Origin of the sequence: Kitasatospora sp. NPDC047058, assembly GCF_040643935.1 — a bacterium.
GTDB lineage: Bacteria > Actinomycetota > Actinomycetes > Streptomycetales > Streptomycetaceae > Kitasatospora.
Window position 1 is genome coordinate 41,924 of sequence record NZ_JBEYVJ010000011.1, and the last position, 14,857, is coordinate 56,780.

The 14,857-nt window shown below is 71.5% G+C and carries 9 protein-coding genes and 1 tRNA gene; all 10 read left to right on the top strand.

Translation table 11 applies throughout. The features are described 5' to 3' along the window. Window positions 1-310: 310 nt before the first annotated feature. The 10 genes from dnaA to ABZ885_RS03055 all read left to right on the top strand — a co-directional run bounded on the left by dnaA (window position 311) and on the right by ABZ885_RS03055 (window position 14,824). On the top strand, window positions 311-2,176 hold the full coding sequence (gene dnaA, locus ABZ885_RS03010; protein ID WP_360182726.1) for a chromosomal replication initiator protein DnaA: 1,866 nt from the start codon (window positions 311-313) through the stop codon (window positions 2,174-2,176). A 965-nt stretch (window positions 2,177-3,141) separates the two neighbouring features. Then, complete coding sequence (dnaN, locus tag ABZ885_RS03015) at window positions 3,142-4,272, top strand: DNA polymerase III subunit beta (protein ID WP_360182729.1); 1,131 nt, start codon at window positions 3,142-3,144, stop codon at window positions 4,270-4,272. A gap of 158 nt (window positions 4,273-4,430) precedes the next feature. Further along, window positions 4,431-5,306: a phosphogluconate dehydrogenase (NAD(+)-dependent, decarboxylating) gene (gene gnd, locus ABZ885_RS03020; protein WP_360182731.1), complete on the top strand. Its 876-nt coding sequence runs from the start codon at window positions 4,431-4,433 to the stop codon at window positions 5,304-5,306. 65 nt (window positions 5,307-5,371) lie between these two features. Continuing rightward, window positions 5,372-6,505, top strand: a complete 1,134-nt coding sequence (gene recF / locus ABZ885_RS03025) for a DNA replication/repair protein RecF (RefSeq protein WP_360182733.1) — start codon at window positions 5,372-5,374, stop codon at window positions 6,503-6,505. A gap of 180 nt (window positions 6,506-6,685) precedes the next feature. Further along, on the top strand, window positions 6,686-7,225 hold the full coding sequence (locus tag ABZ885_RS03030; RefSeq protein WP_360182735.1) for a DciA family protein: 540 nt from the start codon (window positions 6,686-6,688) through the stop codon (window positions 7,223-7,225). A 257-nt stretch (window positions 7,226-7,482) separates the two neighbouring features. Then, window positions 7,483-9,498 carry a DNA topoisomerase (ATP-hydrolyzing) subunit B gene (gene gyrB, locus ABZ885_RS03035; protein WP_360182737.1) on the top strand — a complete coding sequence of 672 codons (2,016 nt, stop codon included), beginning with the start codon at window positions 7,483-7,485 and terminating at the stop codon, window positions 9,496-9,498. Window positions 9,499-9,572: 74 nt separating this feature from the next. Next, complete coding sequence (gyrA, locus tag ABZ885_RS03040; protein ID WP_360182739.1) at window positions 9,573-12,176, top strand: DNA gyrase subunit A; 2,604 nt, start codon at window positions 9,573-9,575, stop codon at window positions 12,174-12,176. A gap of 151 nt (window positions 12,177-12,327) precedes the next feature. Then, window positions 12,328-13,077 carry a DUF3566 domain-containing protein gene (locus ABZ885_RS03045; RefSeq protein ID WP_360182741.1) on the top strand — a complete coding sequence of 250 codons (750 nt, stop codon included), beginning with the start codon at window positions 12,328-12,330 and terminating at the stop codon, window positions 13,075-13,077. A gap of 268 nt (window positions 13,078-13,345) precedes the next feature. Beyond that, the gene (locus ABZ885_RS03050; RefSeq protein WP_360182743.1) at window positions 13,346-14,731 is read left to right on the top strand and encodes a cyclopropane-fatty-acyl-phospholipid synthase family protein; all 1,386 of its coding nucleotides are present in this window, start codon (window positions 13,346-13,348) and stop codon (window positions 14,729-14,731) included. A 16-nt stretch (window positions 14,732-14,747) separates the two neighbouring features. Further along, window positions 14,748-14,824 (top strand) — tRNA-Ile (locus ABZ885_RS03055). The last annotated feature ends 33 nt before the right edge of the window (window positions 14,825-14,857 follow it).

The following is a 14,857-nucleotide window of genomic DNA, read 5'->3' on the forward strand; positions in this document are numbered from 1 at the left end:
CGCCTTATGGAGCGGGTGGACCCGCGGACATGCGGCAGCGGCCATCGACAACTCGACCTGGTTACGGTACGCGGGACGGGGCGCGAGGGTCAAACCAGCCGTTCACCCGGGGCGGGACGGACCGCCCCTGCGCACCAGCCCACGGGGCCCGTCGCCCACAGCCTGTGGACAACGACTTGATCCGGCTCAGTTCGCTGACTACCGTTGCAGGACTTGTCTGGTTTGTTCTGCGTCGCCGGACCACCGATCCACAGTCTCTTGATCCACCACCCCCTGCTGGAGCCGCGGGGAACCGAGAAAGCGTGCACCAGTGGCTGATGTCAACAGCGACCTCGTCCCGGTCTGGGCGAGGGTCGTCGAGCGGCTGGTCAGCGACCCGGACGTCGGGGAGATGGACAAGCAGTGGGTGCAGCGCACCCAGCCGATGTGGATGATGCACGACACCGCCCTGCTGGCGACCCCGAACGAGCGGGCCAAGCAGGTGCTGGAGGGCAGGCTGCTGCCCCAGCTGACCGAGGCGCTCAGCCGCGAGCTCAGCCGTCCGGTCCGGATCGCCGTGATGGTCGACGCCAACGCCGTCCCCACCGCCCCCGCGCCGGCCCCGGCCGAGCCGCCCGCCGCCGAGCCGTGGACGCACGCCGAGGGCGGCGGTGACTACGGCCGCCAGCCGCACCCCGGCCACCAGGGCCACCCGAACCACCAGGCGTACGAGCCGCCCTACGAGGCCGACTACGAGCGCGACCAGTACGGCACCGGCGGGTACGAGGAGCGCCCGGCGCCCTCGTACGGCGGCCACCCCTCGCCCTACGGCGGGCCGGCCCAGCCCCCGTCCTGGGACGACCACCAGGGCTACCCCGAGCCGTCCGCCGGCTACCCCGAGCCGGAGCAGCCCCAGCGCCCGGCCCCCCGGCCGCTCCCCGGCCCGCCGGCGACCACCCAGGGCGACCTGTTCGGCGGCGCCTACGGCCCCGGCCCGGGCGAGCACCCCCGCACCGGCGCCGGCCGCCGCTCCCCCGCGGCCCGCCCGGTCGGCCGCGGCGCGGAGAAGGCGCCCGCCGAGCGCGCCACCGACCGCCCGGCCGTGCCCGGCGTCCCCGCGCCGCCCGGTGCCCCCCCGGCTGGTGGCTCCCGCAAGGACGAGCCGGCCGCCCGGCTGAACCCCAAGTACCTGTTCGACACCTTCGTCATCGGCGCGAGCAACCGCTTCGCGCACGCGGCGGCGGTGGCGGTCGCCGAGGCCCCGGCCAAGGCGTACAACCCGCTCTTCATCTACGGCGAGTCCGGGCTGGGCAAGACCCACCTGCTGCACGCCATCGGGCACTACTCGCGCAGCCTCTTCCCGGGCACCCGGGTGCGCTACGTGTCCTCCGAGGAGTTCACCAACGAGTTCATCAACTCGATCCGGGACGGCAAGGCGGACGCGTTCCGCAAGCGCTACCGGGACATGGACATCCTGCTCGTGGACGACGTGCAGTTCCTCGCGAGCAAGGAGTCCACGCAGGAGGAGTTCTTCCACACCTTCAACACCCTGCACAACGCCAACAAGCAGATCGTCCTCTCGTCGGACCGGCCGCCCAAGCTGCTGACCACGCTGGAGGACCGGCTCCGCAACCGCTTCGAGTGGGGGCTGATCACCGACGTCACCCCGCCGGAGCTGGAGACCCGGATCGCGATCCTGCGCAAGAAGGCGATCCAGGAGCAACTGAACGCCCCGGCGGACGTGTTGGAGTTCATCGCCTCGCGGATCACCCGCAACATCCGGGAGCTGGAGGGCGCCCTGATCCGGGTCACCGCCTTCGCCAACCTCAACCGGGCGCCGGTGGACCTGGAGCTGGCCGGCATCGTCCTCAAGGACCTGATCCCGGGCGGGGACGAGGACGCCGGGCCGGAGATCACCGCGCAGGTCATCATGCAGCAGACCGCCGCGTACTTCGGGCTGGGCGTGGACGACCTCTGCGGATCCTCGCGCAGCCGGGTGCTGGTGACGGCGCGCCAGATCGCGATGTACCTCTGCCGGGAGCTCACCGACCTCTCGCTGCCCAAGATCGGTGCCCAGTTCGGCGGCCGCGACCACACCACGGTGATGCACGCCGACCGGAAGATCCGGTCCCTGATGGCCGAGCGGCGCTCGATCTACAACCAGGTCACCGAACTCACCAACCGCATCAAGAGCTAGGCGGCGGCCGTCGGGCCCCCGTCGGGCCGTCCGCACCCCGGGAAGGGCGTCAGGAGCGATCCTGACGCCCTTTCGGCATATCCACAGGTGTGCGTCACCGATTCGCTGGGCAGAGATCCGGCAGGGCCGTCGTGGACGGACGTTCCGCCAGTCCACGCCCCGCGTCGAACATCTGACCGCGGATTCGAACCCGCCGGCCGCACCGGGCCGTCATCCACAGCGGGGGCCGCTTCTCCACCGTCCACAGGCCGGGAAGCTCCGAGTTATCCAGAATTCCTCCACAGGCCGCCCGCCGCTACGCTCTTCCGCGCAGGTCAGGTGCCTGTGGACTTGTGCACAACGGTTATCCACAGGGTGTGGACAATTGGCGGGGCATCAGGGGGCCATCCGGGTTGTCCACCGGTTGTCCCCAGGGCCGTCCGGGTTATCCCCAGGTTGTCCACAGCGGCGTCCACAGTTCGACAACCTTGGGGTGGCGTTCACGCCCTGGTGTGAAAGGCGTCACGTGATGTTGACCGGCGCCCGTGGATAACCGGGCCCGGATCTGGGGACGGCTCTGGGGATAACCTGTGGATACCCACCGTGCCCTGTGGGTAACGCTCCGCTGTCCACAGCGGGCCCTGTCCGTCCACAGCCCCCGTCCACACGCCCTGTGGACAAAAAACGAGCCCTGACCTGCGTAAACGGGGTTATCCACGGTTTCCACAGCCCCTACTACTACTGCTACACCTATAGACCGATCGACTTGCTCAAAAGCGGGTGGGCCCCGGATCTGTGGACAACCGGGCCCCGACATCTGTTCGGCTTGCTTCCGCCCGTCTGCCCCGTCTGTCGGTGGAGTACGTCAGACTGTCCTCGGCGACTGGATGCGGAGTGGCAGAGCTCGGCGGCCAGCCGCACCGAAGACCAAGATCAGAAGAACCAGACGTGCGAGCGGGAGCGCTCGATCCAGGAGGCGGTTACCGGTGAAGTTCCGGGTGGAGCGTGACGTCCTCGCGGAGGCGGTGGCCTGGGCTGCCCGCAGCCTCCCGGCACGGCCGCCGGTGCCGGTGCTGGCCGGCCTGCTGCTGACGGCGCAGGACGGCAGCCTGGCGCTGTCCGGCTTCGACTACGAGGTCTCGGCCCGGGTCGAGCTGGAGGCCGACATCGAGGAGGCCGGCACCGTGCTGGTCTCCGGCCGGCTGCTGAACGACATCTCGCGGAACCTTCCCAACAGGCCTGTGGAGATCTCCACCGACGGCCAGCGGGTCAGCGTGGTCTGCGGCAGCTCCCGGTTCACCCTCCCCACCCTCCCGGTGGACGAGTACCCGGCCCTGCCCCAGATGCCCACCGCCACCGGCACCGTCCCGGGCGACGTCTTCGCCTCGGCGGTCAGCCAGGCCGCGGTGGCCGCCGGCCGCGACGACACCCTGCCGGTGCTGACCGGTGTCCGGGTCGAGATCGAGGGCGACCGGATCACCCTGGCCGCCACCGACCGCTACCGCTTCGCCGTCCGCGAGCTGCTGTGGAAGCCCGAGCAGCCGGACATCTCCGCGGTCGCCCTGGTGCCCGCCAAGACCCTCCAGGACATCGCCAAGTCCCTCGGCAGCGGCGACAACGTCTCGATCGCGCTCTCCTCGGGCGGCGCGGGCGAGGGCCTGATCGGCTTCGAGGGCGCCGGCCGCCGGACCACCACCCGGCTGCTGGAGGGCGAGTTCCCGAAGTTCCGCAGCCTGTTCCCGACCGAGTTCAGCGCGGTCGCGGCGATCCAGACCCAGCCCTTCCTGGAGGCGCTCAAGCGCGTCTCGCTGGTCGCCGAGCGCAACACCCCGGTCCGGCTCAACTTCGAGCAGGGCGTGCTGACCCTGGAGGCCGGCTCGGGCGACGACGCCCAGGCCACCGAGCGGATCGACGCCGACCTCGAGGGCGACGACATCTCGATCGCCTTCAACCCCGGCTACCTGGAGGAGGGCCTCAAGGCCATCGACTCCGCGTACGCCCAGCTGAGCTTCACCACGCCGACCAAGCCGGCCCTGCTCAGCGGCAAGGCCTCGGTCGACACCGAGGCGGACGAGGCCTACCAGTACCTGATCATGCCGGTCCGCCTCTCCGGCTGATCCCGCGCGTTACCCACAGGCTGTGCACACGGCCTGTGGACGGCCTCCCCCGGTCGGCCCGGCCACGGGGAGGCCGTCGTGCTGTACGGCGTAGGCTCAGGACGAACGCGGCAACGGCGCCGCCGGCAGGCACGTCACCACAGGTAAGGACTTTGGTCATGGAGCTCGGCCTCATCGGTCTCGGCAAGATGGGCGGCAACATGCGCGAGCGGATCCGCCGCGCCGGCCACACCGTCATCGGCTACGACCGCAACCCGGACATCTCCGACGTCGCGAGCCTCCAGGAGCTCGTCACCAAGCTCCAGGGCCCGCGCGTGGTCTGGGTCATGGTCCCGGCCGGCGCCGCCACCCAGGCGACCGTGGACGAGCTCGCCGAGCTGCTCTCCCCCGGCGACGTGGTGGTCGACGGCGGCAACTCCCGCTGGACCGACGACGTCAAGCACGCCGAGGCGCTGGCCGCCAAGGGCATCGGCTTCGTGGACTGCGGCGTCTCCGGCGGCGTCTGGGGTCTGGAGAACGGCTACGCGCTGATGTACGGCGGCGACGCCGAGCACGTCGCCAAGGTGCAGCCGGTCTTCGACGCGCTCAAGCCCGAGGGCGACTTCGGCTCGGTGCACGCGGGCGCGGTCGGCGCCGGGCACTTCGCCAAGATGGTCCACAACGGCATCGAGTACGCGATGATGCAGGCCTTCGCCGAGGGCTGGGAGCTGCTGGAGGCCGCCCCCGAGGTCACCGACGTCCGCGAGGTCTTCCGCAGCTGGCAGGAGGGCACCGTGATCCGCTCCTGGCTGCTCGACCTGGCCGTCCGCGCCCTGGACGACGACGAGCACCTGGCCCAGCTCAAGGGCTGGGCCGCCGACTCCGGCGAGGGCCGGTGGACCGTCGAGGCCGCGATCGACCACGCCGTGCCGCTGCCGGCGATCACCGCCTCACTGTTCGCCCGCTTCGCCTCCCGCCAGGAGGACTCGCCGCAGATGAAGATGATCGCCGCGCTGCGCAACCAGTTCGGCGGCCACGCGGTCGAGTCGAAGTAAGTCAGTCACCGGCCGGGGTCCGATCCCGGCCGGAAGGTCATAGAAGGCGAGCGCAGTCCACAGCCATGCACGTCGCGCATCTGTCGCTCGCCGACTTCCGGTCCTACGCCGGGGTCGAGGTGCCCCTCGACCCCGGCGTGACCGCCTTCGTCGGACCGAACGGCCAGGGCAAGACCAACCTGGTCGAGGCGATCGGGTACGTGGCCACCCTGGGCAGCCACCGGGTGGCCACCGATGCGCCGCTGATCCGGCTGGGCGCCGAGCGGGCGGTGGTCCGCGCCTCCGTGGTCTCCGGTACCCGCTCCACCCTGGTCGAGCTGGAGATCACCCCGGGCAAGGCCAACCGCGCCCGGATCAACCGCTCCGACAACGTCCGCCCGCGCGACGTGCTCGGGCTGCTGCGCACCGTGCTGTTCGCCCCCGAAGACCTCGCCCTGGTCAAGGGCGACCCCGGCGAGCGGCGGCGCTTCCTGGACGAGTTGCTGACCGCCCGGGCCCCCCGGCTGGCCGGGGTCCGGCAGGACTACGAGCGGGTGCTCAAGCAGCGCAACGCCCTGCTCAAGACCGCCGCGATGGCCCGCCGGGCCGGCGGCGGCAAGGGCGCCGACCTCTCCACCCTGGAGGTCTGGGACGGCCATCTGGCCCGCGCCGGAGCCGAGTTGACCGCCTTCCGGATCCAGCTGGCGGCCGCCCTGCAGCCGCTGGTGACGGCCGCGTACGGGCAGCTCGCGCCCGGTGGCGGCGAGACCGTGCTGGAGTACCGCAGCTCCTTCGAGGGCGAGCTGCCGGCCAGCCGCGAGCAGGCCGAGGAGCAGCTGCTCCAGGCGCTGCAGGCGGTGCGCAAGCAGGAGATCGAGCGCGGGGTCACCCTGGTCGGCCCGCACCGCGACGAGCTGGCGCTCAGGCTCGGTCCGCTGCCCGCCAAGGGCTACGCCAGCCACGGCGAGTCCTGGTCGTTCGCGCTGGCGCTGCGGCTGGCCTCGTACGAGCTGCTGCGCGCCGACGGCGGCGAGCCGGTGCTGATCCTGGACGACGTCTTCGCCGAGCTGGACGCCACCCGCCGGGACCGGCTGGCCGAGCTGGTCGCCGGCGGCGAGCAGGTGCTGGTCACCGCGGCGGTCGCCGAGGACGTGCCGAAGGCGCTGGCCGGGGCCCGCTACGCGGTGGCCGACGGCGCGGTGCGCCGGGTCGACGCCTGATCCCTGCCCGACCCGCGCCTGACCGGCGCCCGGCCGCCGGTTGACGCCCGGCCGCGTCCCCCCTCCACTTCCACACACTTCCCGTCCGTGCACAGGCTGTGCACGGGGCGGCCGTCGCCCGCCGGCTCCCGTACGCTGGACGGCTCACCGTTGTCCACAGCCTGGGGATAGGAGACCGCCGTGAGCGAGCCGGCCGAGGACCCCGCGCAGCCGGGGGACGCCGGGCCGACCGGTGCCGACCTGGCCCGCTCGGCGCTGCGGGCGGCCCGGGCGCAGGCCCGCCAGCGCGGCGAGCAGGTCCGGGAGAAGCGCGAGGCGAAGCGGCACGGGCTGCGCAGCGGCGCCCGCTCGGACGGCCGCGACCCGGTGCCGCTGGGGGCGGCGCTGAACCGGCTGCTGACCGAACGGGGCTGGGAGTCCTCGGCGGCGGTCGGCGGGGTGATGGGCCGCTGGCCGCAGATCGTCGGCCCGGACATCGCCGCGCACTGCTCGCCCACCTCCTACGACGACGCGGCCGCGGTGCTCACCGTGCAGTGCGACTCCACCGCATGGGCGACCCAACTGCGCTGGCTGGCACGCCAGTTGGTGGCCCGTCTGAACCACGAGCTGGGCCACGGCACGGTGAAGACGATCAAGGTGCTGGGCCCGGCCGCGCCGGCCCGCGGTTACGGCCGGCTGCGCGCGCCGGGGAGCAAGGGGCCGGGCGACACCTGGGGCTGACGGGGGCCGGCCGGGCGGCGAGCGGACCGGGACCTTCCGGAACCCCTGACGGCCCTTCCAGGCGCTCTGAGCCCCCGGGTCGAGTATCGGGACATGTGCAGAGGGGATTCAGGGCGGCATATCTGCCCTCAGAGGCTGCCAAACGCCCATCTCTGTCAGTCGTACCGGTAGACTGAGAGCCAAACACTGTTGCTAGTGGCAACCGAGTCGAAACGCCGTGGTCGCACGCCCGCCCACACGGGGCGGGGATGCGGCCCGTGCTGTGCCAGAGAGGGCGCTTCGTGGCCGATTCCGGCAACCCCAGCCAGACCCAAGACCAGACCGACCAGGCCTCCTACACCGGTAGCAACATCCAGGTGCTGGAAGGCCTCGACGCCGTCCGCAAGCGTCCCGGCATGTACATCGGTTCGACCGGTGAGCGCGGCCTGCACCACCTGGTGCAGGAGGTCGTGGACAACTCCGTCGACGAGGCGATGGCCGGGTACGCCGACACCATCGACGTCACGATCATGCCCGACGGCGCGATCCGCGTGGTCGACAACGGCCGCGGCATCCCGGTGGACATCGTCCCCGGCCAGGACAAGCCCGCCGTCGAGGTGGTGCTCACGGTCCTGCACGCCGGCGGCAAGTTCGGCGGCGGCGGCTACGCGGTCTCCGGTGGTCTGCACGGCGTCGGCGTCTCCGTGGTGAACGCGCTGTCCACGCGGCTCTCCGTGGAGATCCACAAGGACGGCCACATCTGGACCCAGGACTACAAGATGGGCGCCCCGGCCGCCCCCCTGTTCAAGGGCGAGCCGACCGACCGGACCGGCACCACGGTGACCTTCTGGGCCGACGGCGACATCTTCGAGACCACCGTCTACTCCTTCGAGACGCTCTCCCGGCGCTTCCAGGAGATGGCCTTCCTCAACAAGGGCCTGTCGATCTCGCTGACCGACGAGCGCCTGGAGCACCTGGACGAGGAGGGCAAGCCGCTCAGCGTCACGTACAAGTACGACGGCGGCATCGCCGACTTCGTCGCCCACCTCAACTCCCGCAAGGGCGAGGTGATCCACCCCTCGGTGATCGACTTCGAGGCCGAGGACAAGGACAAGGCGATCTCGGTGGAGATCGCGATGCAGTGGAACTCCTCCTACACCGAGGGGGTCTACAGCTTCGCGAACACCATCCACACGCACGGCGGCGGTACCCACGAGGAGGGCTTCCGCGCCGCGCTGACCGGCCTGGTCAACCGCTACGCGCGGGACAAGAAGCTGCTCCGCGAGAAGGACGACAACCTCTCCGGCGAGGACATCCGCGAGGGCCTGACCGCGATCATCTCGGTCAAGCTCGGCGAGCCGCAGTTCGAGGGCCAGACCAAGGACAAGCTGGGCAACACCGAGGCGAAGACCTTCGTCCAGAAGGTGGTCCACGAGCACCTGAACGACTGGCTGGACCGCAACCCGAACGAGGCCGCGGACATCATCCGCAAGTCCATCCAGGCCGCCACCGCGCGCGTCGCCGCCCGCAAGGCGCGCGACCTGACCCGCCGCAAGGGCCTGCTGGAGTCCGCCTCGCTGCCGGGCAAGCTGAGCGACTGCCAGTCCAAGGACCCGGCCGAGTGCGAGATCTTCATCGTCGAGGGTGACTCCGCCGGCGGCTCCGCCAAGCAGGGCCGCGACCCGCGCATCCAGGCCATCCTGCCGATCCGCGGCAAGATCCTGAACGTCGAGAAGGCCCGGATCGACAAGGTCCTGCAGAACGCCGAGGTCCAGGCGCTGATCTCGGCCTTCGGCTGCGGCATCCAGGAGGACTACGACGAGTCCAAGCTCCGCTATCACAAGATCGTCCTGATGGCGGACGCCGACGTCGACGGTCAGCACATCCGCACCCTGCTGCTCACCCTGCTGTTCCGCTTCATGCGGCCGCTGGTCGAGGCCGGGTACGTGTATCTGGCGATGCCGCCGCTGTACAAGATCAAGTGGGGCAAGGACGACTTCGAGTACGTCTACTCCGACCGCGAGCGCGACGCCGTGATCGCGGCGGGCGTGGCCGCCGGGCGCCGGCTGCCGAAGGACGACGCGATCCAGCGGTTCAAGGGCCTCGGCGAGATGAACGCCGAGGAGCTCCGGGTCACCACCATGGACCAGGCCCACCGCCTGCTGCTCCAGGTCACCCTGGAGGACGCCGCCCGCGCCGACGACCTCTTCTCCGTCCTGATGGGCGAGGACGTCGAGGCCCGCCGCTCCTTCATCCAGCGCAACGCCAAGGACGTCCGCTTCCTGGACGTGTGACGCCGGCGGGCCGGCCCCGCGCCGCCCGCAAGGCCCCGCACGTACCAGTCCGCGTGAAAGGAAACTGACCACCAGTGGTCGACGACAACCGTCCCGACGGCGAGCAGCCCGAGACCCCCGAGGCCGCCGCGGTCACCATGCGGGTCGAGCCGATCGAGCTCGAGACCGAGATGCAGCGCTCGTACCTCGACTACGCGATGAGCGTGATCGTGAGCCGCGCGCTGCCCGAGGTCCGCGACGGCCTCAAGCCGGTGCACCGCCGCGTGCTCTACGCGATGTACGACGGCGGGTACCGCCCCGAGAAGGGCTACTACAAGTGCGCCCGCGTCGTCGGCGACGTCATGGGCAACTACCACCCGCACGGTGACACCTCGATCTACGACACCGTGGTCCGCCTGGCCCAGCCGTGGTCGCTGCGGATGCCGCTGGTGGACGGCAACGGCAACTTCGGCTCCCCGGGCAACGACCCGGCCGCGGCCATGCGCTACACCGAGTGCAAGATGATGCCGCTGGCCATGGAGATGATGCGCGACATCGACGAGGAGACCGTCGACTTCGCGCCCAACTACGACGGCCGCTCGCAGGAGCCGACCGTCCTGCCCGCGCGCATCCCCAACCTGCTGATCAACGGTGCCACCGGCATCGCGGTCGGCATGGCCACCAACATCCCGCCGCACAACCTCCGCGAGGTCGCCTCCGGCGCGCTCTGGGCGCTGGAGCACCCGGACGCCTCCAACGAGGAGCTGCTGGAGGCCCTGGTCGAGCGGATCAAGGGCCCGGACTTCCCGACCGGCGCCCTGATCGTCGGCCGCCGCGGGATCGAGGAGGCGTACCGCACCGGGCGCGGCTCGATCACCATGCGTGCGGTGGTCGAGGTCGAGGAGATCCAGGGCCGCCAGTGCCTGGTGATCACCGAGCTGCCGTATCAGGTCAACCCGGACAACCTCGCGCTGAAGATCGCCGACCTGGTCAAGGACGGCAGGGTCGCCGGCATCGCCGACGTCCGCGACGAGTCCTCCTCGCGCACCGGCCAGCGCCTGGTCATCGTGCTCAAGCGCGACGCCGTGGCCAAGGTCGTGCTGAACAACCTCTACAAGCACACCGACCTGCAGACCAACTTCGGCGCCAACATGCTGGCCCTGGTCGACGGCGTGCCGCGCACGCTCTCGCTGGACGCCTTCATCCGGCACTGGGTCAACCACCAGGTCGAGGTCATCGTCCGCCGGACCACGTTCCGGCTGCGCAAGGCCGAGGAGCGCGCGCACATCCTGCGCGCCCTGCTCCGCGCGCTGGACGTGATCGACGAGGTCATCGCGCTGATCCGGGCCTCGGAGAGCGCCGACGCCGCCCGCACCGGCCTGATGGGCCTGCTCTCCATCGACGAGCTCCAGGCCAACGCGATCCTCGAGATGCAGCTGCGCCGCCTGGCCGCCCTGGAGCGCCAGCGGATCACCGACGAGCACGACGAGCTGCAGCGCAAGATCGACGAGTACAACGCGATCCTGGCCTCGCCGGCCCGCCAGCGCGGGATCATCTCCGAGGAGCTCACCGCGATCGTCGAGAAGTACGGCGACGAGCGGCGTTCCACCCTCATCCCCTCCGACGGCGACCTCTCCATCGAGGACCTCATCGCCGAGGAGGACATCGTCGTCACCATCACCCGCGGCGGCTACGTCAAGCGGACCCGCTCCGACCTCTACCGCTCGCAGAAGCGCGGCGGCAAGGGCGTCCGCGGTGCCCAGCTGAAGCAGGACGACATCGTCGACCACTTCTTCGTGACGACGACCCACAACTGGATCCTGTTCTTCACCAACAAGGGCCGGGTCTACCGCGCCAAGGGCTACGAGCTGCCGGACGCCGGGCGCGACGCCCGCGGCCAGCACGTGGCCAACCTGCTGGCCTTCCAGCCGGAGGAGCACATCACCCAGGTGATGGCGATCCGCACCTACGAGGACAAGCCGTACCTGGTCCTCGCCACCCGGGCCGGCCTGGTGAAGAAGTCCGCGCTCAAGGACTACGACTCGCCGCGCTCCGGCGGCCTGATCGCGATCAACCTGCGGCAGGACGAGGAGGGCCGGGACGACGAGCTGATCGGCGCCGAGCTGGTCTCCGCCGAGGACGACCTGCTGCTGGTCTCGAAGAAGGCCCAGTCGATCCGGTTCACCGCGACCGACGACGCGCTGCGGCCCACCGGCCGCGCCACCTCCGGCGTCAAGGGCATGGCCTTCCGCGAGGACGACGAGCTGCTCTCGATGAACGTGGTCCGTCCGGGCACGTTCGTGTTCACCGCCACCGACGGCGGCTACGCCAAGCGCACCGCGGTGGACGAGTACCGTGTCCAGGGACGCGGCGGCTACGGCACCAAGGCGGCGAAGATCGTCGAGGGCCGGGGCTCGCTGGTCGGCGCCCTGGTGGTCGACGACAGCGACGAGATCATGGCGATCACCCTCTCGGGTGGGGTGATCCGCACGAGGGTTTCCGAGGTTCGTGAAACCGGACGTGACACCATGGGCGTCCAACTGATCAACCTCGGAAAGCGCGATGCGGTCGTGGGCATGGCCCGCAACGCGGAGGCCGAGGACGAGGAGTCGGTGGAGGACGAGGCGGCAGGCGCCGAGTCCGCCGAGGCGGCCGAGGGTACGGAGACGGCGGCGGGCGGCGAGGAAGCCCAGGCCTGACCGCCACCGCGCCGGCCGGTACCGTCGCGTCCGTGACCACGGCGCAGCGGTACCGGCCGCCGACCAGTTCCGGGCAATCCCGCCGGGCGCTGGATGACGAAAGACGACGCAGGGCGGTGCCGCCGCCCTGGTGGGAAGTGCGGGAGGACCAGTGAGTGGAGCCACGGGTGCTGCGGGAGGAGCCACCGGCGGCCGTCCGGGCGCAGCACAGGGCGGGGGCTACGGGGTGCCGCAGCCGCCGGCCGAGCATCCCTCCGCGTCCACCTCGCTGATGCCCCCGGTCGGCGCGGCGGGCCAGGGCGGCGGGGCGACCTACGGGGGCCAGCCGGGCACGCCCCCGCCGCCGAGCGCGCCGGCGCCGGGCGCCGGCGGGTTCTCCCAGCCCACCACGTACGCCAAGGGCCAGCCGACGCCGGCCCGGGGCACCCGGGTGAGCGGCAACACGCCGCCCGGCGGGACGCCCGTCGCGGGCGGCACCGCCCGCCGTCCGGCGGCCGCCCCGGCCGCCGCCGGTCCCGGCCTGGGCCGCACGCGCAAGGCCCGGCTGCGGATCACCAAGGCCGACCCGTGGTCGGTGATGAAGGTCAGCTTCCTGCTGTCGGTGGCGGTCGGGATCATCATCATCGTGGCGGCCGCCGTGCTGTGGATGACGCTGGACTCGCTCGGCGTCTTCGACTCGCTGGGCAAGACCCTCAAGGAGGTCACCGCCGGCGAGGCGCCCAACAGCGGCATCAACCTGATGGACTACGTCGGGTTCGGCAAGGTGATGACCTTCACCTCGCTGATCGCGGTGGTCGACGTGGTCCTGCTGACCGCGCTCTCCACCCTGTCGGCGTTCATCTACAACGCCGCGGCCGGCTTCACCGGCGGCATCGAGCTGACCCTGGCCGAGGAGGACTGATTCCGGCCACCGCGGCCGGAGGCTGACGTCCGGTCAGATCGTCGTCCGCGAACGGAATGGGCGGGCCCCGCAGGCTGTTCCAGCCTCCGGGGCCCGTCGGCATTCGGGTGACAGGCGGTCCCCGCGGCGTGCCGCCCGGATCGGCGTGCGCCGCGGTGGGCTTAGCTGGGTGCGCTCGTTCCGAGTTTCCGACTGCCGCAGGCCGCCCCCCGGTCCGACGGACCGGGGCTGGTACGGCTGTGCAGGTACGGCTGGACGGAGGCGCGCGATGGCTCAGCTGGCAAGGCGACTGGTCGAGGCCCTGGACGGGCTCCTGGGAGTCCCGGTGCCACTGCGGATCCAGGCCTGGGACGGCAGTGCGGCGGGGCCGCCGGGTGCGCCCACCCTGGTGCTGCGCAACCGCCGCGCGCTGCGGCGCCTGCTCTGGCAGCCGGGCGAGCTCGGCCTGGCCCGCGCCTACGTCTCCGGCGACCTCGAACTGGCCCCCGGCACCGACCTCTACGAGGTGCTGAAGGCCGTCGCGCACTTCGCCGAGCACCCGGACATCCGCCGGCTGGAGCTGGGCCCGGCCGACGTGCTCGGCCCGAAGGGCCGCCGGGTGCTCGGGGCCCTCCTGCGGGCCGGCGCGCTGGGCCCGCAGCCCGTCCCGCCGCCGGAGGAGGCCGGGGCGGCCCGGGGGCGGCTGCACAGCCGCAGCCGGGACCGCGCGGCGATCAGCCACCACTACGACGTCGGGAACGACTTCTACGGCCTCGTGCTGGGCCCGTCGATGGTGTACTCCTGCGCGTACTGGGAGCCCGCCGCGAAGAGCCTGGAGGCCGCCCAGGAGGCCAAGCTCGACCTCATCTGCCGCAAGCTCGCCCTGCGGCCCGGGATGCGCCTGCTGGACGTCGGCTGCGGCTGGGGCTCGCTGGTGCTGCACGCGGCGAAGCACTACGGGGTCACGGCGGTCGGCGTCTCCATCTCCGGGGAGCAGGTGGCGCTGGCCCGGCGGCGGATCGGGGAGGCGGGCCTGGCCGGCCGGGTGGGGATCCGCCTGCAGGACTACCGGGAGGTCGCGGACGACCCCTTCGACGCGATCTCCAGCGTGGGCATGGCCGAACACGTCGGCTCCGCGCAGTACCGGGTCTACGCCGAGGGCCTGTACCGGCTGCTGGTGCCCGGCGGCCGGCTGCTCAACCACCAGATCGCCCGGCGCCCGAACCACCCCGGTGAGCGGTACCGCCCCAGCCCCTTCATCGACCGCTACGTCTTCCCGGACGGCGAGCTCTCCCCGGTCGGTTCCACGGTGGCCCGGCTGGAGGAGGCCGGCTTCGAGGTCCGTGACGTCGAGGCGCTGCGCGAGCACTACGCGCTCACCCTGCGCGAGTGGGTGGCCAACCTGGAGGCGGGATGGACGGAGGCGGTCGGGTTGGTCGGCCGCGGCCGGGCCCGGGTCTGGCGGCTCTACATGGCGGCCTCCGCGCTCGGCTTCGAGGAGAACCGGCTCGGGGTGAACCAGATCCTCGCCGTCCGCACCGGGCCCGAGGGCGCCGCCGGGCTTCCCGCCAGCCGCGAGGAGTGGCTGCTCCGTCCCGTCACCGCCTCCCACCAGCAGAGCCCCGCCGCAGCCCCGGCCGGTCCGGATTTTGGAGATCGGCCGTCGGTCCGCTAATCTTTCAGTGCGGCAAGGGCCTATAGCTCAGACGGTTAGAGCGCTTCCCTGATAAGGAAGAGGCCACAGGTTCAAGTCCTGTTAGGCCCACCACCGCGAAGGGCCCGGAGCGATCTCGCTCCGGGC

What these genes read in the sequence shown, in the direction of transcription:
- gnd (WP_360182731.1), top strand. Translation starts at nt 4,431, where the DNA reads ATGGAGCTCGGCCTCATCGGTCTCGGCAAGATGGGCGGCAACATGCGC.
- recF (WP_360182733.1), top strand. Translation starts at nt 5,372, where the DNA reads ATGCACGTCGCGCATCTGTCGCTCGCCGACTTCCGGTCCTACGCCGGG.
- ABZ885_RS03050 (WP_360182743.1), top strand. Translation starts at nt 13,346, where the DNA reads ATGGCTCAGCTGGCAAGGCGACTGGTCGAGGCCCTGGACGGGCTCCTG.